Annotated in this window: 23 protein-coding genes; 11 read left to right on the forward strand and 12 right to left on the reverse strand. The window is 73.1% G+C overall.

Annotation, left to right across the window (positions count from 1 at the left end):
- Positions 1-2 precede the first annotated feature (2 nt).
- Together DOO78_RS20225 and DOO78_RS20230 are read right to left on the reverse strand one after the other, a co-directional pair.
- Positions 3-1124, reverse strand: coding sequence for an ABC transporter permease (locus DOO78_RS20225; protein ID WP_111471688.1), 1122 nt, complete (start codon positions 1122-1124; stop codon positions 3-5).
- Positions 1121-1891, reverse strand: a complete 771-nt coding sequence (locus DOO78_RS20230) for a TrmH family RNA methyltransferase (protein WP_243634659.1) — start codon at positions 1889-1891, stop codon at positions 1121-1123. Before DOO78_RS20230 ends, DOO78_RS20225 begins: the two co-directional genes overlap by 4 nt.
- A 134-nt stretch (positions 1892-2025) precedes the next feature.
- On the opposite strand from DOO78_RS20230, the gene DOO78_RS20235 reads away from it, so the two are divergent.
- The gene (locus DOO78_RS20235) at positions 2026-2484 is read left to right on the forward strand and encodes a DUF3237 domain-containing protein (protein ID WP_243634661.1); all 459 of its coding nucleotides are present in this window, start codon (positions 2026-2028) and stop codon (positions 2482-2484) included.
- Positions 2485-2537: 53 nt separating this feature from the next.
- Here the strand turns inward: DOO78_RS20235 and DOO78_RS20240 are convergent, their stop codons facing one another.
- From DOO78_RS20240 to DOO78_RS20270, 7 genes are all read right to left on the reverse strand, one after another.
- A complete protein-coding gene (locus DOO78_RS20240) occupies positions 2538-3140 on the reverse strand; it encodes a hypothetical protein (protein ID WP_207802985.1) in 603 nt (200 codons plus the stop codon).
- A gap of 242 nt (positions 3141-3382) precedes the next feature.
- A complete protein-coding gene (locus tag DOO78_RS20245; protein ID WP_207802986.1) occupies positions 3383-4357 on the reverse strand; it encodes a Bug family tripartite tricarboxylate transporter substrate binding protein in 975 nt (324 codons plus the stop codon).
- Between the two features lie 104 nt (positions 4358-4461).
- Positions 4462-5394: a hydroxyacid dehydrogenase gene (locus DOO78_RS20250; protein ID WP_111471691.1), complete on the reverse strand. Its 933-nt coding sequence runs from the start codon at positions 5392-5394 to the stop codon at positions 4462-4464.
- Positions 5395-5550: 156 nt separating this feature from the next.
- The gene (locus DOO78_RS20255; RefSeq protein WP_111471692.1) at positions 5551-7227 is read right to left on the reverse strand and encodes a sensor histidine kinase; all 1677 of its coding nucleotides are present in this window, start codon (positions 7225-7227) and stop codon (positions 5551-5553) included.
- 182 nt (positions 7228-7409) lie between these two features.
- Positions 7410-8063, reverse strand: coding sequence for a LysE family translocator (locus DOO78_RS20260; RefSeq protein ID WP_111471693.1), 654 nt, complete (start codon positions 8061-8063; stop codon positions 7410-7412).
- A 100-nt stretch (positions 8064-8163) separates the two neighbouring features.
- The gene (locus DOO78_RS20265; protein WP_111471694.1) at positions 8164-8754 is read right to left on the reverse strand and encodes a phosphatase PAP2 family protein; all 591 of its coding nucleotides are present in this window, start codon (positions 8752-8754) and stop codon (positions 8164-8166) included.
- A gap of 173 nt (positions 8755-8927) precedes the next feature.
- A complete protein-coding gene (locus DOO78_RS20270) occupies positions 8928-9629 on the reverse strand; it encodes a response regulator transcription factor (protein WP_111471695.1) in 702 nt (233 codons plus the stop codon).
- Positions 9630-9726: 97 nt separating this feature from the next.
- Here DOO78_RS20270 and DOO78_RS20275 point away from each other — a divergent pair, with 97 nt between their 5' ends.
- From DOO78_RS20275 to DOO78_RS20285, 3 genes are all read left to right on the forward strand, one after another.
- Positions 9727-10443: a HugZ family pyridoxamine 5'-phosphate oxidase gene (locus DOO78_RS20275; RefSeq protein WP_243634665.1), complete on the forward strand. Its 717-nt coding sequence runs from the start codon at positions 9727-9729 to the stop codon at positions 10441-10443.
- Between the two features lie 151 nt (positions 10444-10594).
- Positions 10595-12190, forward strand: coding sequence for a phosphoenolpyruvate carboxykinase (locus DOO78_RS20280; RefSeq protein WP_111471697.1), 1596 nt, complete (start codon positions 10595-10597; stop codon positions 12188-12190).
- Positions 12191-12408: 218 nt separating this feature from the next.
- Positions 12409-12759, forward strand: a complete 351-nt coding sequence (locus tag DOO78_RS20285) for a DUF2237 family protein (RefSeq protein ID WP_243634668.1) — start codon at positions 12409-12411, stop codon at positions 12757-12759.
- A gap of 75 nt (positions 12760-12834) precedes the next feature.
- Here DOO78_RS20285 and DOO78_RS20290 read toward each other — a convergent pair whose 3' ends face one another.
- On the reverse strand, positions 12835-13683 hold the full coding sequence (locus DOO78_RS20290; protein WP_111471699.1) for a prephenate dehydratase: 849 nt from the start codon (positions 13681-13683) through the stop codon (positions 12835-12837).
- Positions 13684-13797: 114 nt separating this feature from the next.
- Here DOO78_RS20290 and DOO78_RS20295 point away from each other — a divergent pair, with 114 nt between their 5' ends.
- The 7 genes from DOO78_RS20295 to DOO78_RS20325 all read left to right on the forward strand — a co-directional run bounded on the left by DOO78_RS20295 (position 13798) and on the right by DOO78_RS20325 (position 22060).
- Positions 13798-14601, forward strand: a complete 804-nt coding sequence (locus DOO78_RS20295; RefSeq protein WP_111471700.1) for an inositol monophosphatase family protein — start codon at positions 13798-13800, stop codon at positions 14599-14601.
- A gap of 38 nt (positions 14602-14639) precedes the next feature.
- Entirely contained in the window at positions 14640-16535 is a 1896-nt protein-coding gene (locus DOO78_RS20300) for an extracellular solute-binding protein (RefSeq protein ID WP_111471701.1), read from the forward strand.
- A 205-nt stretch (positions 16536-16740) separates the two neighbouring features.
- Positions 16741-17844, forward strand: coding sequence for a microcin C ABC transporter permease YejB (locus tag DOO78_RS20305; protein WP_111471702.1), 1104 nt, complete (start codon positions 16741-16743; stop codon positions 17842-17844).
- 169 nt (positions 17845-18013) lie between these two features.
- Entirely contained in the window at positions 18014-19051 is a 1038-nt protein-coding gene (locus tag DOO78_RS20310; RefSeq protein ID WP_111471741.1) for an ABC transporter permease, read from the forward strand.
- Positions 19048-20676, forward strand: a complete 1629-nt coding sequence (locus DOO78_RS20315) for an ABC transporter ATP-binding protein (RefSeq protein WP_111471703.1) — start codon at positions 19048-19050, stop codon at positions 20674-20676. Before DOO78_RS20310 ends, DOO78_RS20315 begins: the two co-directional genes overlap by 4 nt.
- Positions 20673-21128, forward strand: coding sequence for a hypothetical protein (locus DOO78_RS20320; protein ID WP_111471704.1), 456 nt, complete (start codon positions 20673-20675; stop codon positions 21126-21128). Before DOO78_RS20315 ends, DOO78_RS20320 begins: the two co-directional genes overlap by 4 nt.
- Complete coding sequence (locus tag DOO78_RS20325) at positions 21128-22060, forward strand: 2-hydroxyacid dehydrogenase (RefSeq protein ID WP_111471705.1); 933 nt, start codon at positions 21128-21130, stop codon at positions 22058-22060. The genes DOO78_RS20320 and DOO78_RS20325 overlap by 1 nt, the downstream gene beginning before the upstream one ends.
- Positions 22061-22203: 143 nt before the next feature.
- Here DOO78_RS20325 and DOO78_RS20330 read toward each other — a convergent pair whose 3' ends face one another.
- Together DOO78_RS20330 and DOO78_RS20335 are read right to left on the reverse strand one after the other, a co-directional pair.
- Positions 22204-22611: a MarR family transcriptional regulator gene (locus DOO78_RS20330; RefSeq protein ID WP_111471706.1), complete on the reverse strand. Its 408-nt coding sequence runs from the start codon at positions 22609-22611 to the stop codon at positions 22204-22206.
- 161 nt (positions 22612-22772) lie between these two features.
- A complete protein-coding gene (locus DOO78_RS20335) occupies positions 22773-24179 on the reverse strand; it encodes a leucyl aminopeptidase family protein (protein WP_111471707.1) in 1407 nt (468 codons plus the stop codon).
- Between the last annotated feature and the right edge of the window lie 137 nt (positions 24180-24316).

The following is a 24316-nucleotide window of genomic DNA, read 5'->3' on the forward strand; positions in this document are numbered from 1 at the left end:
GGCTACCAGCCCAGCCGGAAGAAGAGCACGGCGAAGATGCCGTCGAGGAGGACGATGGCGATGATGCCGCCGACCACCGCGGCGGTCGCGGCGTCGCCGACGGCGCGCGGGCCGCGGCCGGCGCCGAGCCCGGCGCGGCAGCCGACCAGGCCGATGGCGAGGCCGAAGACCGCGGCCTTGGACAGCCCGCCGATCAGGTCCTTCAGCCGCAGCCAGTTCTGCAGCTGGTTGATCACCGCGACCGGCGGGAAGCCGAGCGTGGACATCACCGCCCCCATGCCGAGCAGGCCGGAGAGGTTCATCACCAGGGCGAGGACCGGCATGACCAGCATGGCCGCGAGCAGCCGCGGCAGCACCAGCCAGACGATCGGGTCGATGCCCATGATGCGCAGCGCGTCGATCTCCTCGTTCACCGTCATCGTCCCGAGCTCGGCGGCATAGGCCGAGCCGGTGCGCCCGGCGAGGATGACGCCCGCCATCAGCGGCCCGAGCTCGCGCAGCAGCGAGATGCCGACCAGGCTCGGGATGAAGATCTCCGCCCCGAACTGGCGCATGGGGATGCTGGACTGGAAGGCGAGGATTAGGCCGATCAGGAAGCCGAGCAGGATGGTCAGGCCGAAGGCGCGCAGCCCGGCCTCGTCCAGATGCCGCAGCAGCTCGGACAGGCGCAGCCGCCAGGGACGTGGGAGGGCGCCCCCGGCGCCGACCAGGGCCTCGCCGAGGAACGTGACCTGGCGCAGCAGGCCCTGGCCCCATTGCCAGGCCGCCTCGCCGACGCGGCCGAGGAAGGGCAGCGGCGGCGCCAGGCGCGGCTGCGGCCGGTCGAGCGCGGCGCGGGTCCGCTCCACCAGCGCCTGCAGCGGCTCCTGCGTCAGGCCGCGCCATTCCGCCTGGCCGCCCGCCTCCCGCTCCAGCCGCAGCAGCAGCACCGCGCCGGCGGTGTCGAGCGCCGTGACGCCGGCGAGGTCGAGCACGAGGGGCCGCGCGCCGCGCGCCGCCCGCAGCGCCTCGGACCACAGGCGGGCGGCGCCGGCGGCATCCAGCGCGCCATGGAAGGCGAGCCGGCGGCCACCGCCCTCCGTCCCGGTTTCGATCCTGGCCGCGGCCCCGGCGCCTGCGCTCATGCTGCCCTGCGGGGAACCGCCCCGAGGGCATGGAACAGCACCGCGGCGGCCGCGGCAACGTTCAGGCTCTCGACCAGCCCGCTGCCGGGCAGGGTCAGCCGCGCCTCGCAGGCCTCGAGGGTCGCTGGCGGCAGGCCCTGCTCCTCGTTGCCCAGCACGAGCGCGATGGGCCGGTCGCGGGGGATCGCCTCGGGCGGGGCGCCGCCGGCGGCGACCGCGGCGAGGGTGAGGACGCGCCCGCCGAGGCCGCGCAGCAGGGCCGGCAGGTCGCGCGCCCGCAGCACCTCCAGGTGTTCGAGCCCCCCTTCGGCGGTGCGGAAGGCGGCGTCCGAGAGATCGGCCTGGCGCGGATCGCCCGAGAGCAGCAGGGCGCGGGCGCCGAAGAAGGCGGCGGAACGGGCGATGGCGCCGAGATTGTGCGGGTTACCGATGCCGTCCAGCACCGGCAGCAGCGGCGCCGGCGGCAGGCCGGCCGGCAGGGTGGGGCCCGGCAGCGGCGCGGCGAATCGGGCCGCGGCGACGGCGCAGATGCCGCCATGGTGCTGCGTGCCGGCGATGCGGGCGAGCTCGGCCGGCGGCACCTCCCGATAGGGCCGGCGGGTCCGCGCCAGGTGCTGGCAGAGCGGCCCGGCCAGGCGCCGCCGCTCCTCGGTGTAGAAGAGGCGCAGCACCGCCTGGGGCCGGCGCAGGAAGAGGGCGCGCACCGGGGCCGCGCCGCAGATGCGGTTGGGCTCGGGCGGGCGCGGCAGGAAGGGCGCGTCGGACATGGCCGCAGTGTCGCATGCCGCGGCGCCCCGGTGGAGGGTAGGCGGTGGAGGGTGAGGCGGTGGAGGGCGGGCGCGGTTGCCCCGGCCCGCGCCGGGGCCGCATGCTGGCGCCCGACAGGACAGGGAGGCCGGGCATGGCCGAGGCGCCGGGCATGGAGTTCGTCGGCGAGGCCGAGGTGGCGGTGGCGCCGGTGCAGCGGATCGGCGCCGGGCCGCTGGGCGAGCGGCGGATCGTGCCGATCCTCGGCGGCCGGGTCAGCGGGCCGCGGCTGGCCGGCGAGGTGCTGCCGGGCGGGGCGGATTTCCAGCTTATTCGCCCCGATGGCGTCACCGAGATCGTGGCCCGCTACAGCCTGCGCCTGGCGGATGGGGCGCTGGTCTATGTGGTCAATCGCGGCCTCCGCCATGCGGCGCCGGAGGACCAGGCGCGGCTGCTGCGCGGCGAGCGGGTGCCGCCGGAGCGGATCTATTTCCGCACTGCCCCGGTCTTCGAGACCGAGGCGCCGGCGCATGCCTGGCTGCATCGGAGCCTGTTTCTCGGGTTTGGGGAGCGGGAGCCGGAGTGTGTGAGGATCAGGTTTTTTGCGGTGTGAGGGGGGTTAGGTGCGTGGCGCTGGGATGGGCGAAGAGCCGATATCGGCCGCTGCTACCCTGTGTTTTGGACAACCGCCTGATCCCCTGCTGCCTTCCAGAATAGCCAGGCCGAGATGAGCCACGCTGCGGCGAAGATCCCGTTCAGGAGGACCGCGGAGTGTCCGGCAACCAAGGCGGTTATGGCGGCCAAACCCTGAGCGGCTCCCATGGCGACCAGGGCGCGCGCCATTCCACGGGGCTGGAAGCGCGCGATGAAGGCGCCGACGATCCCAACAGCCAGCACACCAAAGAACATCAGGTTGAAAGGATTATTCTCGTTCCCGATGATGCCGACCGCGAGATTCAACCAAGTCATCAGGAAGGCCGCGCCGAGCGCCACCGCCACCGCGGCTCGATAGGGCATGCTCACGGTGGCTCGCACTGCCAGTTCCAGGACCGCAAGCGGCACTGTCACCATGACCCCGAATACGACGAAATCTGACTTGGTCCACTGAACCTCGTCGGTGAAGCGCATCGCGACCAACGGTGCCAGGAGCAGCGTTGCCGCCCCACCCCAGACCACGGCCCGCCAGAGACCTTCCTGTCCTTCTCCGCTGCCGCTCTCCGCGTGCCCCGTCATGTCCTTGCTCTCTGTGTCTTTCAGTAGGGGCGTCACTCTGCCTGACATGCCAGGTAAGCGTCATGAGCAAGATCCAAGCGAAGGCTGAAACCATCGGCAGAGAAGCGGGTGGGCGGAATGTCGGATACGGGTTGCCAACGACTGTTCAGCGTCCACTGAAGCGGAGTCCCAGGCGCTGGGCGCGAGCCTCCAGTTTGCCTGGGTCTTCGCAGAGTCGCGGCTGTTGGGGCACCTACCGACGCGGCCCGCCTCCGGCCCTTCGGGCCGCTCCACCCCCCTCACTCGATCGCCCGGAACCCCGTCGCCCGCACCACCTCCGCCCAGCGCGCCCGCTCGGCCTGCATCATCGCCGCGAACTCCGCCCGCCCCAGCGGCATCGGCCGGAACCCCGCCTCCCGCAGCCGCGCCCCCAGGCCGGGCTCGGCCATCGCCCGCAGCACCGCCGCCTCGGTTGCCGCCAGCACCGGCCCGGGCACCGCGGCCGGCGCCACCAGCCCGAACCAGGCGCTGAAGCCGAGCGCCGGCCGGCCGAGCTCCGCCATGGTCGGCACCGCCGGCAGCAGCGGCGCCCGCTCCGGCCCGGTCACCGCCAGCGCCGTCAGCCGGCCCGCCTGCACATGCGGCGCCACCACCGCGACGGTCGCGAACATCCCCTGCACCGTGTTGTTCAGTACCGCCCCCATGGCATCGCCGGTCGCCCGGAAATGCACCGGCTCGGCCGCCAGCCCGGCCGCGGCGGCGAGCATGGCGGCGCCGAAATGCCCCGGCGTGCCGGCCCCGAAGGTGCCGAGGGAGAGCTGCCGCTGCTCGGCCGCCCAGCGGAGCCAGGCCTCGAGGTCGCGCACCGGCAGGGCGCCCAGCACGACGAAGGCGAAATCGGCCGCGGCCAGCGCCGCGACGGCGGCGAAGTCCCGCGCCGGATCGTAGGGCAGCCTGGCATAGGTGCTGGGCGCCATGGCGAGTTGCCCGACCTCGCCGAGCAGCAGCAGGCTGCCATCGGCCGGCGCCGCCTGCGCCGCCTCCTGCGCCGCGATCAGCCCCGCCGCGCCGGGCCGGTTGTCGACCACCACCCCCGCCGGGGCGGCCGGCTTCAGCCCCTCGGCGACCAGCCGGGCCAGGACATCCGGGCCGCTGCCCGCGGGAAAGCCGAGCAGCAGGCGAAGCGGGCGCTCGCCGGGCAGGGTGCCGGCCGCCCGGCCGGGCAAGGGGCCGGCGAGGAGGGCCCCGGCCGCCAGCACGGCGCGCCGTTGCATCGCCGCTGCCTGCATCCGCCGGTCCTCCCCCTGCCCTGCCGTTCCGCCCGCCGGGCTATCGGACCGCCACCGCGCGGTCAATGCGGCGCCGCGACGGCGGCGCCTCAGCACATCGCCAGCGCCACCCGCACCCGCGCCGCGATCAGCGAGGAGACGCGGGTGTTGCTCTCGACCGTGGCGCCGGCGACATGCGGCGTCAGCAGCAGGTTCGGCAGGCCGGCGAGGATCGAGCCGGCCGGCAGCGGCTCGGTCTCGAAGACATCGAGCGCGGCGCCGCCAAGCCGGCCCTCGCGCAGCGCCGCGGCGAGGGCCGCCTCCTCCACCACGCCGCCGCGCGCGGCGTTCACCAGCACCGCATCCGGCTTCATCAGGGCGAGTTGCGGCGCGCCGAGCAGGCCGCGCGTCTCCGCGGCCAGCGGCACGTGCAGCGTCACCGCATCGGCGCGGGCGAGGAGGTCCTCGAGCGACACCATCTCGGTCCGCGTCTCGGCCCAGCCGGCATGGGTCGCCGGCAGCAGCGGGTCATGGCCGAGGATGCGCATGCGGAAGGCGTCGGCGAGCTTCGCCACGCGCCGGCCGATATCGCCGAAGCCGATGATGCCGAGCGTCTTGCCGGCGATCTCCCGGCCGGCGATCAGCCGCTCGCGCGGCCAGGCGCCGGTCGCGACCTCGGCGCTGGCATGGAAGGTGCCGCGCAGCAGGTTGCCGATCGCCAGCATGACGTATTCGGCCACCGCATCGGCATTGGCGCCCGTCGCGGGGATGACGTCGATCCGCCGCGCCTGGCAGGCCGCGAGGTCGATGTTGTAGAGCCCGACCCCGAGCCGCCCGAGCACCCGCAGCCCCGGCGCCGCCTCGAGCAACGCGGCGTCGACGCGGGTGCGGTTGCGCACGATCAGCGCCTGCGCCCCGGCGAGCGCCGCCCGCAGCTCGGCCGGCCGGTCCACCAGGCGCGGGTCGTAGAGCGTCGGATGCGCCGCCCGCAGGCTCTCCACCGCCGCCTCGTCCATGAACTCGGCTATCACGATCTGCCCCATGCGCCACCCGTCCTGCCTCTCGGCGGCGCCGCTGCCGGCAGCGCCGGGTCCCGGTTCCCGTACGATCCTGTTGCATATAGGCCACGGGACGGCGCCGCGCCCAGCGCCGCGTGCCGCCGCCGGCGGCGCTTCCGCCTGCCGCCGCGCCCGGGGGCGTCAGGCCACCGGCAGCCGCACGATGAACCGCGCCCCGACCACCTTGCCGGCCGCGTCGCGGCGGTTCTCGGCGGCGATGGTGCCGCGCAGCCCCTCGACGATCTGCCGGCAGATCGAGAGGCCGAGGCCGGAATGCTGGCCGAAGCGCTCGCCGCTCGGGCGTTCCGAATAGAAGCGTTCAAAGATGTGCTCGAGCTTCGCCTCCGGGATGCCCGGCCCCTCATCCTCCACCACCACCTCCACCATCGCCCCGGCCGGGCGGGCCCGGACGCAGACGCGGCCCTGCGCCGGGCTGAAGGAGAGGGCGTTGCCGAGCAGGTTGCGGAAGACCTGCACCAGCCGCCCCTCGACGCCGCGCACGGTCAGCCCCTCGGCCGGCGCCTCCAGCAGCACCTCCGGGTCCTCCGGCTTGCGGGTGGCGAGGTGCAACTCGGCGAGGGTCGCGAGGATCGGCGCCACATCGACCGGCACGGCGACGGTGCGCGACAGCTCGGCATCGACGCGCGAGCTGTCGGAGATGTCGGCGATCAGCCGGTCCATGCGCACCGCGTCCTCGGCGATGATCGCCAGCAGCCGCCGCTGCTGCTCCGGATTCTCGATCCGCCGCAGCGTCTCGATGGCGCTGCGCACGCTGGTCAGCGGGTTGCGCAGCTCATGCGCCACATCGGCGGCGAAGCGCTCGTTGGTGTCGATGCGGGCCCAGAGGGCGCGGGCGGCGGATTGCAGGTCGCGCGCCAGGATGCCGATCTCGTCCTCCCGCCGCAGCAGCCCGGGCGGCACGCTGCCGGCGCGGCCCTCGCCCTGGCGCATGGCGGCGGCGCTGCCGGCGAGCTGCATGATCGGGCTGGCCAGCGTCTGGGCCAGGTAGAAGGAGAGCGCGACGGTGACCACCAGCGCCACGCCGAAGATGCCGAGCACGCTGGCGCGGATCTCGAACAGCCGCTGGTCCACCTCCCGCGCCTCGCGGGTCAGCAGGACGATGCCGACCGGCTGGTTGCCGCGCCGCGCCGGCTCGGCCACCGAGACCAGCAGCCGGCCATCGGCGGTGCGGCGGATATAGGGGGTGACGCCGCCCTCGAGCGCGAGGCGCAGCTCCTCCCGCCGGTCGGGGCCGAGATTGGGCTGCCAGTCGAAGGAGGGGGCGTCCGGGTTGACGTCCACCTCGACATCCGGCCGGCTGCCGCGCGGCAGCAGCGAGAGCAGCCGGTCGTACAGCCCGGCGACGGTGAGCGAGAAGGCGCCGCGCGGCTCGGGCGGCGCCAGCGGCTCGGTCACCACCGCGCCCCCCGCCCCTTCCCGCACCCGGCTGTCGGCGACGACGAGGCCGGTATTGTCGAAGAGCCGCGCCTGGGTGTTGGGCGAGGGATCGACCAGGCGGCGGAGCAGCGGCCGGGCGATCTCGGGGACCAGCACCGCGCGGTCGTCCTGCATGCGGGTCGCCGCCTCGGCGATGCCGCCGGCATAGATCCGCGCCTGGGTCCGCATCGCCTCCACCTCGGCGGCCAGCAGCCCGTTCTGGTACTGGTCGAGATAGAGCATGGCCGCCGCCAGCAGCGCCGGCGGCAGGATGTTCAGCAGCAGGATGCGCCGCAGCAGCGGCGAGACCCAGCGGCGGCGCGGCGGCGGCGCGGCGCCGGTTTGGGCGGCGGGGTCGGACGGCAGGCCGACGTCGGGCATGGGCGTTCCTGATGGGCCCGCGAGGCTATAGCGGATTGCCACCGGATTTGAACGCGCCGGATGATGCCGGCCGGGCGGTCAGGTCGGCATCGGGGCCCCGGGCCCGCTGCGGAATGGCAGCCCAGTATCGGCCAGGGCCACGATACGCAGGGCGGGTTGACGCCTCGCGAGGCGCCTGGCGGTCAACCGGCCGGGCGCTTCGCCAGGGCAAGGCCCAGGCCCAGGGCGACCATCGCGCCCCCGGACGCCTCCCGCAGGCGACGGATCAGGGCCGGGCGTGCGGCCGCGCCCTTGCGCAGGCGGTTCGCCGCGACGGCGACGGCGATATCGGCCAGGGTGTTGAGCAAGACGGAGACGGAGCCGAGCACGATGAACTGCGCCGCGACGCCCTCCATGGCCGGCTCAACGAACTGAGGAATGAAGGCGAGAAAGAAGGCGGCCGTCTTCGGGTTCAGCGCCTCGACCAGCACGCCCTCGCGGAAGGCCCGGCGCGGCCCGGCCGGCGGCGCCGCGACGCCACCATCGAGGGCCGTCACGGCAGTCCGGCGCGCGGACAACAAGGTGCGGACGCCCAGCCAAACCAGGTAGGCGGCGCCCAACAGCTTCAATGCCGTGAACACCTCGGCGCTGGCCAGCACGATTGCCGAAACGCCCAGGCTGCCGGCGAGAACATGCAGCATGCCGCCCAGGCCGGTGCCCAGGCTGGAGGCCACGCCCTCCGCCCGGCCGCCCGCAAGCGTGCGCGCCGCGACGTAGAAGATGCCCGGACCGGGCGTGACCGCGAGCAGGAGGGCCGCGGCGCAGTAGAGGGCGAGTTGGGTCGGGTCAGGCGTCACCCATGAGCCTCCAGCAAATCACGGGCATGCCGCGCCGCCGCCAGCGGCGGTCCGCTCCCCGTCCCTCCCGGTTGCTCGACCATCATGCCCAATCCGGCCCTCAGGAGCGCAGGCCGGCGCGGATCTCGGCGGCGATCGCCTGCAACTCGTTCTCCGCGCCGATCCGGTGGCCATGGAAGACCAGGGTGCCGAGCAGCGCCACGGCGGCGATGGCGGCCCGGGTCCGGGCGGGCGCCGCCGGCCGGCCGAGGCCGGTGAGCCAGGCCAGGCTGAGCACGCCGGCGAGGCCGACCAGGGCGCCGACCAGCACGTCCTCGACCGTGTGCACCTCGAGCCAGAGCCGGGTGAGGCCGAAGAAGCCGCCGAAGACGAGGCCGGCCAGCAGCGCCAGGCGCAGCCGCGGCACCTTGCCGCCGAGGATCAGCAGCAGCAGCCCGCCATAGACCACCATGCCCGCCGCCGTATGGCCGCTCGGGCTGTTGAGATTGGTCGCGGCGGCGAGGCCGCCCCAGAGCTGCATCGCCACCTTGAGGCCGCCCATGGCGGCGAAGGTGCCGCCGATCGCCAGCGACCAGGCCAGCGCCTCCCGCCAGCGGCCGAAGGCGGCGAGGGCGAGGGCGATCAGCCCGGTCAGCGGCAGCATCAGGCCGAGATCGGCGAAGTCCGTCAGGTAATGCAGGGCCACCCACATGCGTGCCAAGGATCCCCATCGCACCGCCGGCGGCCCCGATGGGGGCGGCCGCGGCAAGTCCACCACAAGACATGAGGCCGCCTCGCCGGACCTCGCGGCCCGGCCGGCGCCCTCCCCTCAAGCTGTCGTTGTCGCTGTTGTTCGCCGAGCGGAGCCGCGCCGACGCCCGGCCCTCAGCTCTCCTTGTAGCGGTAGCCGATGCCGTAGAGGGTCTCAATTTGTGCGAAGTCGTTGTCGACCTGACGGAATTTTTTACGCACCCGCTTCACATGGGAATCGATGGTGCGGTCATCGACATAGATGTTCTCGCCATAGGCGGCGTCGATGAGCTGGTCGCGGTTCTTCACCATGCCGGGCCGCAGGGCGAGGGCCTTGACCAGCAGGAACTCCGTGACCGTGAGCTGGATGTCGTGGCCCTTCCAGGTGCAGGTGTGCTTGGTCTCGTCCAGCACCAGCTCGCCCCGGGTGATGACGCCGGAGGGCGGGGCGCCGCTGCCCTCCGCCCGGCTCGCCTCGTTGCGGCGCAGCAGGGCGCGGATGCGCTCGAGCAGCAGGCGCTGGCTGAAGGGCTTGGTGATGTAGTCGTCGGCGCCGAGCCGGAGCCCCATCAGCTCGTCCACCTCCTCGTCCTTCGAGGTGAGGAAAACCACCGGCATGGCGCTGCGCTGGCGCAGCCGCTGCAACAGCTCCATCCCGTCCATGCGCGGCATCTTGATGTCGAGCACGGCGAGGTCGGCGGGGCGGGCGAGCAGGCCCTGCAGGGCGCTCTCGCCATCGGTGTAGGTCCGGACCTGGAACCCCTCCTGCTCCAGGGTCATGGAGACGGAGGTTAGGATGTTGCGGTCGTCGTCCACCAGGGCGATCGTGGCAGGCATGCATTGTCTCCGGCGGGTCCGGGCCCGATCCTTATGGGGCAGTCCATGCACCCGATATGGTGCGGGATTGTGGCACAACCCTGACGGGAGCGAGATGGTGAGCGAGACCCCGGCATTCGAGGCGCGGCGGCTGATCCGCGGCGCCCTCTCCGCCACCCTGGCGACCCAGGCCGCCGGCCAGCCCTTCGCCAGCCTCGTCACCCCGGCCGTCGCGCCGGATCTCGGCGTGCTGCTGCTGCTCTCCTCCCTCTCGGAGCATACCCGGCAGCTCCAGGCGGAGCCGCGCTGCGCCCTGCTCTTCCAGGGCCCGGCGCCGGAGGCGAACCCGCAGACCGCACCAAGGGTGACGCTGACCGGCCTGGCGGCGCCGGTGCCGGCGGCCGAGGCGCCGGCGCTGAAGGCGCGCTTCCTGGCGCGGCATCCCTATGCGGCGCTCTACGCCGATTTCGGCGACTTCGCCCTGTGGCGGGTCGCCCCCGGGGCGGCGCAGCTCGTCGGCGGCTTCGCCCGGGCGGTGCGGCTGCGGCAGGCGGAGCTGCTGCCGGAGGCCGCCGCCGTCGCCGCCCTGGCCGCGGCGGAGGCCGAGATCATCGGGCATGTGAATGCCGACCATGCCGACGCCATGGCGGAGATCGCGGCCCGGCTGCCGGGCGGCGGGCCCGGGCCATGGCGCCTGGTGGCCGTCGATCCCGACGGGGCCGATCTGGCCCGGGAGGAGCGGGTGCTGCGGCTTAACTTCAGCGCGCCGGTGGCCGACGCGGCCGGCGTCCGCGGCGAATTGATTCGCGCCATACGGGCGGCGCGCGCAGCATGACGTGCAGGCCCTCGTTGCACATCGGTATCTGCGGTTGTATTACAACCCTTAACAACCGCCGCAATTTAGCCTCCGACCAGTCGGATAACGCGGGCCTGCCCTGACGCGCCTTTGCTGCCTTGGCCGAAGGGGCTCGCCCAGAGGAGTTTGCATGAGCTTGGCTGAGACCGCCCTCGCCGGCACCGGCGTCACCACCCGGTCCGACGTCCACGCCAACCTGACGGCCCCCGGCCTGTACGACCACGCCCTTCGCCGCGGCGAGGGCCGGCTCTCGGCCGATGGCGCCTTCATGGCGGTGACCGGCGTGCATACCGGCCGCTCGGTGCAGGACAAGTTCGTGGTCGACGACCCCGAGGTGCACGACGCGGTCTGGTGGGGCAAGATCAACCAGCCGATGGCGCCGGAGAAGTTCCGCGGCCTGGCCGCCAAGGTGCGCGCCTGGCTCGGCGCCCGCCCGGTGCTCTTCACCCAGGACCTCTATGCCGGCGCCGACCCGGCGCATCGCATCAAGGTGCGCCTCGTCACCACCAATGCCTGGCACGCCCTCTTCGCCCGCAACATGTTCATCCGGCCGCCGCGGGCCGAGCTCGCCGGCTTCACGCCGGACTACACCATCCTGCACGCCCCGGAATACGAGGCCGACCCGGCCGCGGATGGCTGCCGGACCGGCACCTGCATCGCCCTCTCCTTCGCGGCGAAGACCATCCTGATCGCCGGCACCTCCTATGCCGGCGAGATCAAGAAGAGCATCTTCACCGTCATGAACTGGCTGCTGCCGGCGCAGGGCGTGCTGCCGATGCATTGCAGCGCCAACCAGGGCAAGGCGGGCGACACGGCGCTGTTCTTCGGCCTGTCGGGCACCGGCAAGACCACGCTGAGCAGCGACCCGGAGCGCAGCCTGATCGGCGACGACGAGCATGGCTGGAGCGATGCCGGCGTCTTCAACTTCGAGGGCGGCTGCTACGCCAAGGTCATCAAGCTGAGCCAGGAGGCCGAGCCGCAGATCTGGGCCGCCTCGCACCGCTTCGGCGCGGTGCTCGAGAACGTGGTGGCGGACGAGTTCGGCACCCTCGACCTCGACGACAACCGGCTGACCGAGAACACCCGCTCCTGCTACCCGCTCGACTTCATCCCGAACACGGTGCCGGGCGGCCAGGGCAAGCTGCCGAAGAACGTGGTGATGCTGACGGCGGATGCCTTCGGCGTGCTGCCGCCGATCAGCAAGCTGAGCCCGGCGCAGGCCATGTACCACTTCCTCTCGGGCTACACGGCGCGCGTCGCCGGCACCGAGAAGGGGCTGGGCAAGGAGCCGCAGGCCACCTTCTCCACCTGCTTCGGCGCCCCCTTTCTGCCGCGCCACCCCGAGGTCTACGGCAAGATGCTGGCCGAGCGGATCGCCCGCGACGGCGCCGATTGCTGGCTGGTCAACACCGGCTGGACCGGCGGCGCCTATGGCACCGGCAAGCGGATGAGCATCCAGCACACCCGCGCCCTGCTGCGGGCGGCGCTGGATGGCAGCCTGGCCAAGGTGGAGTTCGTGAAGGACCCCTTCTTCGGCCTGATGATGCCGAAATCGGTCCCGGGCATCCCGGCCGAGGTGCTGAACCCGCGCGCCTCCTGGGCCGACAAGGCCGCCTATGACGCGACGGCGAAGAAGCTGGTCGGGCTGTTCGAGGCGAATTTCGAGAGCTTCGCCGGCGCGGTGGACGACGAGGTCAAGGCCGCCGCCATCCGCACGGCGGCCTGATGCGCCGGGCCTGGCCGCTGCCACGGCCAGGCTCTCCTCGGAGGCCGGGCGCGGACCGCCGCTTCGATCGGCGTCGCGGCGCGACCTGCGGGCCCCGGTCGGGGCCTCGGGCCGGTCGGGCGACCGGTCTGCCATCATGATGGGGAAGCGTTGAGATGCCGGATGGTGGGCTTGGCCCGGGGCGGCGCGGACCGGGGGATCAGCCCCCGGCCAGCAATGTGCTGGGCGGGCCGCTGCTGCCCTGCTCGGTGGCGCCGGTCACCGGCTTCTTCCGCGACGGCTGCTGCAACACCGGGCCCGAGGATCTCGGCCTGCACGTGGTCTGCGCCGAGATGACGGCGGGCTTCCTCGCCTTCTCCCAGGCGCAGGGCAACGACCTCTCGACGCCGCGGCCGGATCTCGGCTTCGCCGGGCTCCGGCCCGGCGATCGCTGGTGCCTCTGCGCCGCGCGCTGGGAGGAGGCGCGGGCCGCCGGCCAGGCGCCGCGCGTGCTGCTGGAGGCGACGCATATCGCGGCGCTCGAGGTCTGCAGCCTGGATGACCTGAAGGCGCACGCGGTCGAGGCCTGACCGCCCCCAGCCGGGACCCACCCGGCCATCGCCAGGTCCCCCGCGGCGGCGCGCAGCGACGTCGTGGGGAAAGCCCTACCGCCCCTGATGCGCCAGCCGGTGCGGATGCGCCCGGTAGGCGCCGAGCACCTTCAGCTCGCGCGAGAAATAGGCCAGCTCCTCCAACGCCCGCTGCACCGGCGGCTGGTGCGGATGCCCGTCCACATCGGCGAGGAACTGCGTCGCGGTGAACTCGCCGTCGAGCATGTAGCTCTCCAGCTTGGTCATGTTCACCCCGTTGGTGGCGAAGCCGCCCAGCGCCTTGTAGAGCGCGGCGGGGATGTTGCGCACCCGGAAGACGAAGGTGGTGACGCAATCCGTCGCATCCGCCGGCGGCCAGGCCGGGTCGCGGGCGCAGACATAGAAGCGGGTGGTGTTGTGCGCCGCATCCTCGACATTGTGCCGCAGGATCTCGAGCCCATAGGTCTCGGCCGCCAGCGCCGAGGCGATGGCGGCGTCCTCGGTGCCGCCGCGCTCGGCGATGATCTGCGCCGCGCCGGCGGTGTCCGCCTCGATCACCGGCTCCAGCCGCAGCTCGCGCAGGATGGTGCGCACCTGGCCGAGCGCGACCGGGTGGCTGTGGGCGCGTTTCAGCGAGCCGAGCGTCGCCCCCTTCGGCGCCAGCAGGCAGTGCTCCACCCGCTCGAAATGCTCGCCCACCACGGCGAGGCCGCTCTCGGGCAGCAGGCGGTGGATGTCGGGCACCCGGCCGGCCAGCGAGTTCTCGCAGGGCAGCATGGCGAGCTTCGCCTCGCCGCCGCGCACCGCATCCATCGCCGCCTCGAAGCTGGCGCAGGGCAGCGTGTGCCAGCCGGGATAGGCGGCGCGGCAGGCCAGGTCGGAATAGGCCCCGGGCAGGCCCTGGAAGGCGATGAGGTTCGACATGCGGCCGCCGTGGACAGAAGGGTGCCCGGCTTCTAATCGACCGCCCGAGGCGGTGCAAACCAAGGGGGCGGGCATGCAGGGGTTCCAGGGCGAGGCCAGGCCGGGGCGCGGCGCATGACCGGGATCGGGGCCGCCGGGCTCGACCCCGCCCTGCTCGCCGCCGCCGAGGCCGCCGCCGATCTCGCCGGCGGGGTCATCCGCCCGCTCTTCCGCTCGCCCCTGCTGGTGGAGGCGAAGGGCGATGCCAGCCCGGTGACCGAGGCCGATCGCGGCGCCGAGCGGGCGATGCGCGCCCTGCTCGCCGAGCGCTTCCCGGCGCATGGCCTCTGGGGCGAGGAATACGGCCGGGAGCGGGCCGAGGCGGAATGGCTCTGGGTGCTGGACCCGATCGACGGCACCCGCGCCTTCGTCACCGGCCGGCCGCTCTTCGGCACGCTGATCGGCCTGCTGCATCGCGGCCGGCCGGTGCTCGGGCTGATCGACCAGCCGGTGACGGGCGAGCGCTGGATCGGCCTCGCCGGCCATCCCACCCGCTTCCGCGCGCCCCTCGGCGGCACCCCGCGCTGCCGGCCTTGCGCCCGGCTGGCCGAGGCCGAGCTGTCCTGCACCAGCCCGGACATGTTCACGCCCGGGGACCGGCCGGGCTTCGAGCGGCTGCGCGGCGCGGCGCGGCGGCTGACCTGGGGCGGCGACTGCTACGCCTATGGGCTGCTCGCCCTCGGCCTGGTGGACCTGGTCTGCGAGAGCACCATGAAGCCCTGGGACTGGGCGGCGCTGGTGCCGGTGGTGGAGGGCGCGGGCGGGCGCGTCACCGGCTGGCGCGGCGAGCCGCTGACGCTCGAGGCCGATGGCCGGGTGCTGGCGGTCGGCGATCCCGCCCTGCTGCCCGAGGCCGTCCGCCTGCTCGGCGCCGCGTGACGGTTGCCGGCGGGGAGCGGAGTCCCCATCCTGCGGGCATGAACCGCCGCGACCTGCTGGCCAACGGCCTGTCCCTTGGCCTCGCCCTTCCCGCGCTGCTCGCCGGCCGGGCCCGCGCGGCCGCGCCCGCCAGCCCAGGGGGCGCCCCGGATGGCAGCCGCCGCCTGCATGCGCTCTCGCTGCTCGGCGATCCCGCCCTGCCGGCGGATTTCGCGCATTGGCCCTGGGTGAACCCGGCGGCGCCGAAGGGCGGCGAGATCGCGCTGACCGCGCTCGGCAGCTTCGACAGCTTCAACCCCTACATCCTGCGCGGCACCGCCGCGGTCGGCCTCGCCAACCTCTACGACACGCTGCTGAAGGAGAGCAGCGACGAGGCGAGCACGGAATACGCGCATCTCGCCGGCAGCATCGAGATGCCGGCGGATGGCAAGGGCGTCACCTTCGTGCTGCGGCCGGAGGCGCGCTGGCATGACGGAAAGCCGATCACCGCCGAGGATGCGGTCTGGAGCTTCAACACGCTGCGCGAGAAGGGCCGGCCCTTCTACCGCGCCTATTGGGGCGACGTGGCGAGCGTGGCGGCGGAGGATGCCCGGCGCATCACCTTCCGCTTCGCCACCAGCGAGAACCGCGAGCTGCCGCTGATCCTCGGCCAGATGCCGGTGCTGCCGAAGCACTGGTGGGAGGGGCGCGACTTCGCCCGGCCGATGCTCGACATCCCGCTCGGCTCCGGCCCCTACCGGCTGGAGCGGTTCGAGGCCGGGCGCAGCCTGGTCTACCGCCGGGTCGAGGACTACTGGGCGCGCGACCTGCCGACCATGAAGGGGACGGCGAATTTCGACACCATGCGCTACGAGTATTTCCGCGACAGCACCGTGGCGCTGGAGGCCTTCAAGGCCGGGCAGATCGACTTCCGCACCGAGAACACCGCCAAGGAATGGGCGACCGCCTATGACTTCCCGGCGGTGCGGCGCGGGCTGGTGAAGCTGGTCGAGATCCGCCACGAGTTGCCGACCGGCATGCAGGCCTTCGCCATGAACCTGCGCCGGCCACTCTTCCAGGATGCGAGGGTGCGGCGCGCCCTGATCGAGGTCTTCGACTTCGAGTGGATGAACGCCAACCTGTTCTATGGCAGCTACGCGCGCACCACCTCCTATTTCTCCAACTCCGAGCTCGCCTCCTCCGGCGTGCCGCAGGGCCGCGAGCTGGAGATCCTGGAGAAGTACCGCGGCCAGGTGCCGGACCGGCTCTTCACCGAGGCATACACGCTGCCGGTCACCGACGGCTCGGGCAACAACCGCGAGGGGTTGCGCCGTGCGCTCGACCTGCTGCGCGAGGCCGGCTGGGTGGTGAAGGACCGCAAGCTGGTCAACGGCAAGGGCGAGAGCTTCGCCTTCGAGATCCTGCTGAACGGCCCGAGCTTCGAGCGCGTCGCCCTGCCCTACATCCAGACCCTGCAGCGGCTCGGCATGGAGCCGCGGGTGCGCACGGTGGACCCGGCGCAGTACCAGGTGCGGATCGACGCCTTCGACTTCGACATGACGGTGGGTGGCCAGGGCCAGAGCCTCTCGCCCGGGAACGAGCAGCGCGACTACTGGACCTGCGCCAAGGCGAAGGAGCAGGGCAGCCAGAACGTCGCCGGCATCTGTAACCCGGTGGTGGACGAGCTGGTGGAGCTGGTCATCGCCGCGCCCGACCGCGCCGAGCTGGTCGCCCGCACCCGGGCGCTCGACCGCGTGCTGCTCTGGAACGACTACATGATCCCGCAATGGCACAGCCGGACCTTCCGGGTGGCCTATTGGGACAAGCTCGGCCGGCCGCCGCGCAACCCGCGCTTCGCGCTGGCGCTCGACAGCTGGTGGGTGGAGCCGTCCCGGGTCGGCGCGGTGGAGCAGGGCAGGCGCGACGCGCAGCAGACGAATACCCGCGGCCGTTGATGGTACCCCATCAACGGCCCCCTCAATCGCCGGGCGGTTTGCTCCGCAAACCTTGGCTACGCGGCATAAGCCGCGGCGCCCATTCGGGCGCTCGGCATGAATGGAACATTCATGCCGTTGGTATGAGCCTGGATGCCCTGGCCCCTGCCGGATCGCGTGATGCACGCGTTCCGGTGTTTCCACCGCACGCGATCACGCTCTAACCATGGGCGCCTATCTCCTCCGCCGCCTGGCGCTGGTGGTGCCGACCCTGCTCGGCATCATCCTGATCAACTTCGCCGTCACGCAATTCGCCCCGGGCGGGCCGGTGGAGCAGATGCTGGCCGAGCTGAAGGGCGAGGCCGGCAGCACCCTTGGCCGCCTCTCCGGCGAGAGCCAGGGCGAGCTGCGGCCGCAGCAGCGGCGCGAGGCGGCGGGGGAAGGCAGCAGCCGCTACCGCGGCGCCCGCGGCCTCGACCCCGCCGTGGTCGCCGAGATCGAGCGCGCCTTCGGCTTCGACAAGCCCTGGCAGGACCGGCTGCTCGACATGCTCTGGGGCTATGCCCGCTTCGACCTCGGCCGCTCGCTCTTCCGCGACCGGCCGGTGGCCTCGCTGATCCTCGAGAAGATGCCGGTCTCGATCTCCCTCGGCCTCTGGTCGACGCTGATCATCTATCTCGTCTCCATCCCGCTCGGCATCCGCAAGGCGGTGCGGGACGGCTCGCGCTTCGATCTCTGGACCTCGGCGGTGGTGCTGGTCGGCTACGCGATCCCCGGCTTCCTCTTCGCCATCCTGCTGGTGGTGATGTTCGCCGGCGGCAGCTTCCTGCAATGGTTCCCGCTGCGCGGCCTGCTCTCCCCCGGCATGGAGGGCGCGCCCTTCTGGGAGCGGGCGGCGGACTATGCCTGGCACATGGTGCTGCCGACCCTCTCGCTGGTGATCGGCGGCTTCGCCACGCTGACCATGCTGACCAAGAACGCCTTCCTCGACGAGATCCACAAGCAGTACACGGTGACGGCGCGGGCCAAGGGGGCGGGCGAGACGCGCGTGCTCTACGGCCATGTCTTCCGCAACGCCATGCTGCTGATCATCGCCGGCTTCCCGGCGACGCTGATCGGCATCCTCTTCACCGGGGCGCTGCTGGTCGAGATCATCTTCTCCCTCGACGGGCTCGGCCTGCTCGCCTTCGAGGCGGCGATGCGCCGCGACTACACGCTGATGTTCGGCACGCTCTACATCTTCACCCTGCTCGGCCTGATCATGCAGATCGTCGGCGACTTCACCTACACGCTGGTCGATCCGCGCATCGATTTCGAGGCGCGGCGGTGACCGGGCGCGCCGGCCCGCCAGGCCTTTGCCCGTCCTGCCAGCGGACCGGTCGCCCGACCGGTCCGAAGCCCGCGGCAAGTGCGGCGAAGCCAGGCAAACCGGCGGTTTGCGCCCGGCGTCCGAGGGGCCCCGGATGCGGAAACGCAGCCGGGGCGCCGGCATCCGCACGATGACCCTCTCCCCCCTCACCCGCCGGCGCCTGGCGAATTTCCGGGCCAACCGGCGCGGGGTCTGGTCGCTCTGGGCCTTCCTCGCCCTGTTCTCGGTCACCCTCTTCGCCGAGTTCATCGCCAATGACCGGCCGCTGGTCGCCCGCGTCGATGGCCGCTGGTTCGTCCCGGTCCTCGCCGACTACGCCGAGAGCGACGTCATCCCGGACGGGCTGCCGACCGAGGCGGACTGGCACGACCCGACGCTGCTGCGCGAGATCGGGCAGCGCGGCTGGCTGGTCTGGCCGGCCATCCCCTATGCCTACAACACCGTGGTGCGCGACCTCGGCCGGCCGGCGCCCTCGCCGCCCTCCGCGCGCAACTGGCTCGGCACCGACGACCAGGCGCGGGACGTGCTGGCGCGCGTCATCTACGGCTTCCGCATCTCGGTGCTGTTCGGCTTCACGCTCACCATCGTCTCCTCCGTGCTCGGCATCGCCGCCGGGGCGGTGCAGGGCTTCTATGGCGGGCTGACCGACCTGCTGTTCCAGCGCTTCATCGAGATCTGGTCGGGCATGCCGCAGCTCTTCCTGCTCATCATCCTCGCCAGCGTCATCGAGCCGGGCTTCTGGACCCTGCTGATCTTCCTGCTGCTGTTCTCCTGGATGGGGCTGACCGGCGTGGTACGGGCGGAGTTCCTGCGCGGCCGCAACCTCGACTATGTCCGCGCCGCCCGGGCGCTCGGCGTCTCCGACACCCGGCTGATGGCGCGGCACATCCTGCCCAACGCCATGGTGGCGACGCTGACCTTCCTGCCCTTCATCCTGTCGGGCTCGGTCATCGTCCTCGCCTCGCTCGACTTCCTCGGCTTCGGCCTGCCGCCGGGTTCGCCCTCGCTCGGCGAGTTGCTCGGCCAGGGCAAGAACAACCTGCAGGCGCCCTGGCTCGCCTTCACCGGCTTCATCGTGCTCGGCGGCGTGCTGACCCTGCTGATCTTCATCGGCGAGGCGGTGCGCGACGCCTTCGACCCGCGCAAGCTGCCGGGCGGGGCGCGATGAACGCGCCGGGCCCGCGCGCCGCGCCGCTGCTCGCGGTCGAGGATCTCTCGGTGGCCTTCGGCGCCCGCCGGGTGGTCCGGGGCGTCTCCTTCACCGTGGCGCCGGGCGAGACCCTGGCGCTGGTGGGCGAGAGCGGCAGCGGCAAGTCGATGACGGCGCTCGCCACGCTGCGCCTGCTGCCGTCGGGCGGCCACACGCCGACCGGGCGCATCCTGCTCGACGGCACGGAGGTGCTGCGGGCGGACGAGCACCGGCTGCGGCAGCTCCGCGGCGGCACCGCCGGCATCGTCTTCCAGGAGCCGATGACCTCGCTCAACCCGCTGCACAGCATCGCCCGGCAGGTGGGCGAGGCGGTCACCCTGCACCGCCCGCTGGCCGGCGCGGCGCTGCGCGCGCGGGTGCTGCACCTGCTGCACGAGGCCGGGCTGGCGAATGCCGAGGCGCGGCTCGGCGCCTTCCCGCACCAGCTCTCGGGCGGCCAGCGGCAGCGGGTGATGATCGCCATGGCGCTCGCCAACGACCCGAAGCTGCTGATCGCCGACGAGCCGACCACGGCGCTCGACGTCACCATCCAGGCGCAGATCCTCGAGCTGCTGCAGGACCTCAAGCGCCGCCTCGGCATGGCGATGCTGCTGATCACCCACGACCTGCAGATCGTCCGCCGCCATGCCGACCGCGTGGTGGTGATGCAGGATGGCGAGGCGGTGGAGCAGGGCGAGGCCGCCGCCGTCTTCGCCGCGCCGCGCCACCCCTATACCCGCATGCTGCTGGCGACCGAGCCGCGCGGCCGCCCGGCGCCGGTGCCGGCGGGCGCGGCCGAGCTGCTGCGCGCCGAGGCGGTGCGGGTGCATTTCCCGATCCGCCAGGGCCTGCTGCGCCGGACCACCGGCCATGTGAAGGCGGTGGACGGCGTCAGCCTCTCGATCCGCGAGGGCGAGACGCTCGGCCTGGTGGGCGAGAGCGGCAGCGGCAAGACCACGCTCGGCCTCGCCCTGCTGCGGCTGGAGCGGAGCGAGGGCGGCATCCTCTTCGAGGGGCGCGACATCCAGCCCCTCTCCCGCGCCGCGCTCCGGCCGCTGCGGCGGCGGATGCAGATCGTCTTCCAGGACCCCTATGGCTCGCTCTCGCCGCGGCTCTCGGCCGGGGAGATCGTCGGCGAGGGGCTGGAGGTGCACGAGCCCGGCCTGTCGCGGGCCGGGCGCGAGGCGGCGGTGGCGGCGGCGCTCGCCGAGGTCGGGCTCGATCCCGCCATGGCCGGGCGCTACCCGCATGAGTTCAGCGGCGGCCAGCGCCAGCGCATCGCCATCGCCCGCGCCCTGGTGCTGAAGCCGCGCCTCGTCGTGCTCGACGAGCCGACCAGCGCGCTCGACGTCTCGGTGCAGGCGCAGGTGGTGGAGCTGCTGCGCGACCTGCAGGCGCGGCACCGCCTCGCCTATCTGTTCATCTCGCACGACCTGCGGGTGGTGCGCGCCCTCGCCCACCGCATCATCGTGCTCAAGGACGGGCAGGTGGTGGAGGAAGGCGAGGCCGAGAGGCTGACGGCCGCCCCCACCGCGCCCTATACCCGCGCCCTCATGGCGGCCGCCTTCGACCTGCGGGCCGTCGAGGGGGCAACGCGCACATGAATGAGCTGGAGCGGCTGCGGGGACTGCTCGATGCCGGGGAGGCCAAGCTCGGCGTCGATATCCGGCGCATGAACAGCCCGGGCAGCCCGGTCTACCGCACCATGGAGAACGTGGTGCCGGCGGGCGGCATCCTGGTCGCCTCCCTGGCCGGCACGGCGCTGGTGCATTTCTACCTCGGCGCCGCGATCCTCGCCGCGGGCTGCTGGTGGTGGCTGGGCCGGCACATGCCGCGGGTGAAGGAGGGCGTCTTCGAGCGCACCGCGGCGCTGGTGCTTTCCGATGCCCGGCAATTCGACGCCTGGTGGGCGCAGGGGGCGCTCAGCCTCTATGCCAGGCTGCCCGATGGCAGCGAGCGCGCGGCGACCCGGCGCGACGACTGGCGCGCCTGGGTGCGGGCGCTGCCCGCGGAGCTGGCGGCCGAGCCCGCCGACACGGCGATGCAGGAGGGGTGATGGCGGTTCTTCTCTCGACCAAGGCGAATGCGATGCAGGACTGGCGCGAGGCCCTGCTCGCGCTCGACCCCTCGCTCGAGATCCGGATGTTCCCCGAGGCGGGCGACCCGGCGGGCATCGAGGCGGCGGTGGTCTGGACCGCGCATGACATGGCGGAGCTGCGCCGCTACCCGAATCTGCGCCTGATCGTCTCCATGGGCGCCGGCGTCGACCACCTGCTGCGGCCGCCCGGGCCGCCGCCCGGCATCCCCGTCGCGCGGCTGGTGGACGAGCGGCTGACCACCGGCATGGCCGAATGGGTGCTGCTGAACGTGCTGCGCTTCCACCGGCAGGACCCGGACTACCGGGCGCAGCAGGCGCAGCGGATCTGGGAGGAGCTGCCGGCGCCGGAGACCTCCGGCCGGCGAATCGGCATCCTCGGCCTCGGCGAGCTCGGCACCGCCGCGGCGCGGCTGCTGCTGCATCTCGGCTTCCCGGTGATGGGCTGGTCGCGGCGGCCGAAGCAGGTGCCGGGCGTCGAGGGCTTCCATGGGCCGGAGGGGCTCGCCGCCATGCTGCGGCGGAGCGACATCCTGGTCTGCCTGCTGCCGCTGACGCCCGAGACGCGCGGGGTGATCGATGCCCGGAGCCTGGCCCTGCTGCCGCGCGGCGCCTTCCTCATCAACGGGGCCCGGGGCGGGCATGTGGTGCAGCCGGACCTGCTGGCCGCCCTCGACTCGGGCCAGGTCGGCGGCGCCGCGCTCGATGTCTTCGAGCCCGAGCCCCTGCCGGCCGAGCATCCCTTCTGGGGGCATCCGAAGGTGGTGCTGACGCCGCATGCGGCGAGCATCACCATCCCCCGCAGCGCCGCGCCGCAGGTGGTCGAGAACATCCATCGCGCCCGGGACGGGCGCCCGCTGATCAATTTGGTGGATTTCACCGCCGGCTACTGAGCCGGCGCCCGCCTGGCCGGGGCCCGCGGGATCATCGCCGGGTGGCCGGCACGGCCGTCCGTGATACAGGGTGCGACCCGCGACGACCCACCGGGCACGCATCTCCCCGGCACCGGCCCGCCCGGAAGGCGGGCCGCCGCGCCTCAGCCCGCGCGACGCTGCGCCGGATCGGTGTTCGCGGCCACCGCCTCGCCGGCCGGCATGTCGCGCAGATGCGTCTCCGCCTCGGACATGATCTGGCGCATGTCGCGGAGGAAGGCGGTGCCCTTCAGCGTCCGCTGCACGATCACGCTGCGCCGGTCCATCGGGTCGACCTTGCGCCGCGCCAGGTCCAGCTCGCCCAGCCGGTCCAGCGCCCGGGTGATCGCCGGCTTGGACACGTTCAACTCCGCCGCCAGGCCGCGCACCGTATGCGGACCGTCGGTGAGGTAGACCGTCAGGAACACGCCAAGTTGACGCGCCGAGAGGTCAGGACCATCGCGCCGCACCAGGGCGACGACCGTGTCCCGGAGGATGCCGACCAGCTGGTCGGGGTTGCTCTGTACCGCCATAGCTCTAATCCCCTCGCCCGCAATGGGCTCTTGCGCTGACCGGACCGGGACGCGCGCGCCCCGCCGGTACAATGAGTGTCACAGGCACTACAGACGGGTAACGCATCCTGGCCTGTTGAGAGCCGCCCGCCCCGAAAAGTTTCCACCCCATCTCGGTCTCGTTACCGGCCCGGCCCCGGTATGCCACCGAACAGAGTTTCCAAGGCGTTGAGAAGCGTCCGTAGCCCTTGTGCCTCACCCCCCTCCGGCCTTCCCGGCCTGTTGGTATCGTTCCAGGCGTAGACATCGAGATGCGCCCAACGGAGACCCGACGGGACGAATCGACGCAAGAATAAGCCGCCGATGATGGCGCCCGCCATGGGGCGACCTGATATGTTGTTCACATCGGCAACGGTGCTGTCGAGCCAGGAATCGTAACCGGCATGCAAAGGCAGCCGCCAGAGCGGGTCGTGCGCCGCGGCGCCGGCCTCGAGCAGCAGCGCGGCCAGCCCCTCATCCGGCGTGAAGAGGGCCGGCAGGTCGGGGCCGAGCGCCACCCGCGCCGCCCCGGTCAGCGTCGCGCAGTCGAGCAGCAGCGCCGGCGCGCGCTCCGCCGCGCAGGCCAGCAGATCGGCCAGCACCAGCCGCCCCTCGGCATCGGTGTTGCCCACCTCGACCGTCAGCCCGGCCCGCGTCCGCAGCACGTCGAGCGGCCGGAAGGCGTTGCCGGCGACGGCATTCTCCACCGCGCCGACCAGCAGCAGCAGCCGCACCGGCAGGCGCAGCCGCATCACCAGCTCGGCGAGGCCGAGCAGGATGGCGGCGCCGCCCATGTCCTTCTTCATCCGCAGCATGCCGGCGGCCGGCTTGAGGTCGAGCCCGCCGGTGTCGAAGCAGACCCCCTTGCCGCAGAGCGCGACCAGCGGCGCCCCGGCCGACAGCCCCGGCGCCGCCCAGTCCAGCATCGCCACCCGCGGCGCCCGCGGGCTGGCCTGGCCGACCGCGGCGAGGGCCGGGAAGCCGTCCTGCAGCCGCGCCCCCTCGATGATCTCGCAGCGCGCGCCATGCGCCGCCGCCAGGCTCTCGACCGCCCCCGCCAGCTCGGCCGGGCCGAGATGGTTGGGCGGGGCGTTGATCAGGTCCCGCGCCTTCCAGCTCGCCTCGGCGATGGCGCGCGCGCGCTCCGTCCCCGGCGGGGCGACCAGCCGCGCCGGGGGGCGCGGGGCGGGCCGGAAGCGGCTGTAGCGATAGGCGCCGAGGCACCAGCCGAGCACCGCCGCATCCGCCATCCCGGGCGCCGCGAGGGTCCAGGTGCTGCCCGCCGGCAGGGCGGTGGCAAGGCTGCCGAAGGACCAGGGCGTGACCTCGCCCTCGCCGAGGCCGAGCACGGCGCCGGTGATGCCCTCGCCCCCCGGCAGCAGGCGCAGTTCCTGCGCCGCGCCGCTGAAGCCCGAGGCATCGAGGAACCCCGCCGCCGCCGGCGCGAGCCGCGCCCGCAGCGCCTCCAGCCCCGCCGGGGTGACGGCGTGCAGCGGCAGGGCCGGGGCCTCCGGCGGCGCGAGGCAATCGAGCGACGCGCCCAGGGTCATGCGCAGTCCAGGGTCATGCACAGTCCTGCATTCGGAGGCCCCATCCCCGGCCTTGGCCGCGGGCACGACTCTCCCGTGTTCGTTGAACCCGCGATGACCGTGTCAGCCACCCCACCGACAGCGGCGGGACCGCACCG

It is taken from the genome of Roseicella frigidaeris, assembly GCF_003258945.1.
Classification (GTDB): Bacteria; Pseudomonadota; Alphaproteobacteria; order Acetobacterales; family Acetobacteraceae; genus Paracraurococcus; species Paracraurococcus frigidaeris.

Coding starts and splice junctions, on each gene's coding strand:
- DOO78_RS20225 (WP_111471688.1), bottom strand. CDS start 1,124: ATGAGCGCAGGCGCCGGGGCCGCGGCCAGGATCGAAACCGGGACGGAG.
- DOO78_RS20230 (WP_243634659.1), bottom strand. CDS start 1,891: ATGTCCGACGCGCCCTTCCTGCCGCGCCCGCCCGAGCCCAACCGCATC.
- DOO78_RS20235 (WP_243634661.1), top strand. CDS start 2,026: ATGGCCGAGGCGCCGGGCATGGAGTTCGTCGGCGAGGCCGAGGTGGCG.
- DOO78_RS20245 (WP_207802986.1), bottom strand. CDS start 4,357: ATGCAACGGCGCGCCGTGCTGGCGGCCGGGGCCCTCCTCGCCGGCCCC.
- DOO78_RS20250 (WP_111471691.1), bottom strand. CDS start 5,394: ATGGGGCAGATCGTGATAGCCGAGTTCATGGACGAGGCGGCGGTGGAG.
- DOO78_RS20255 (WP_111471692.1), bottom strand. CDS start 7,227: ATGCCCGACGTCGGCCTGCCGTCCGACCCCGCCGCCCAAACCGGCGCC.
- DOO78_RS20265 (WP_111471694.1), bottom strand. CDS start 8,754: ATGTGGGTGGCCCTGCATTACCTGACGGACTTCGCCGATCTCGGCCTG.
- DOO78_RS20270 (WP_111471695.1), bottom strand. CDS start 9,629: ATGCCTGCCACGATCGCCCTGGTGGACGACGACCGCAACATCCTAACC.
- DOO78_RS20280 (WP_111471697.1), top strand. CDS start 10,595: ATGAGCTTGGCTGAGACCGCCCTCGCCGGCACCGGCGTCACCACCCGG.
- DOO78_RS20290 (WP_111471699.1), bottom strand. CDS start 13,683: ATGTCGAACCTCATCGCCTTCCAGGGCCTGCCCGGGGCCTATTCCGAC.
- DOO78_RS20295 (WP_111471700.1), top strand. CDS start 13,798: ATGACCGGGATCGGGGCCGCCGGGCTCGACCCCGCCCTGCTCGCCGCC.
- DOO78_RS20300 (WP_111471701.1), top strand. CDS start 14,640: ATGAACCGCCGCGACCTGCTGGCCAACGGCCTGTCCCTTGGCCTCGCC.
- DOO78_RS20305 (WP_111471702.1), top strand. CDS start 16,741: ATGGGCGCCTATCTCCTCCGCCGCCTGGCGCTGGTGGTGCCGACCCTG.
- DOO78_RS20310 (WP_111471741.1), top strand. CDS start 18,014: ATGACCCTCTCCCCCCTCACCCGCCGGCGCCTGGCGAATTTCCGGGCC.
- DOO78_RS20315 (WP_111471703.1), top strand. CDS start 19,048: ATGAACGCGCCGGGCCCGCGCGCCGCGCCGCTGCTCGCGGTCGAGGAT.
- DOO78_RS20320 (WP_111471704.1), top strand. CDS start 20,673: ATGAATGAGCTGGAGCGGCTGCGGGGACTGCTCGATGCCGGGGAGGCC.
- DOO78_RS20325 (WP_111471705.1), top strand. CDS start 21,128: ATGGCGGTTCTTCTCTCGACCAAGGCGAATGCGATGCAGGACTGGCGC.
- DOO78_RS20330 (WP_111471706.1), bottom strand. CDS start 22,611: ATGGCGGTACAGAGCAACCCCGACCAGCTGGTCGGCATCCTCCGGGAC.
- DOO78_RS20335 (WP_111471707.1), bottom strand. CDS start 24,179: ATGACCCTGGGCGCGTCGCTCGATTGCCTCGCGCCGCCGGAGGCCCCG.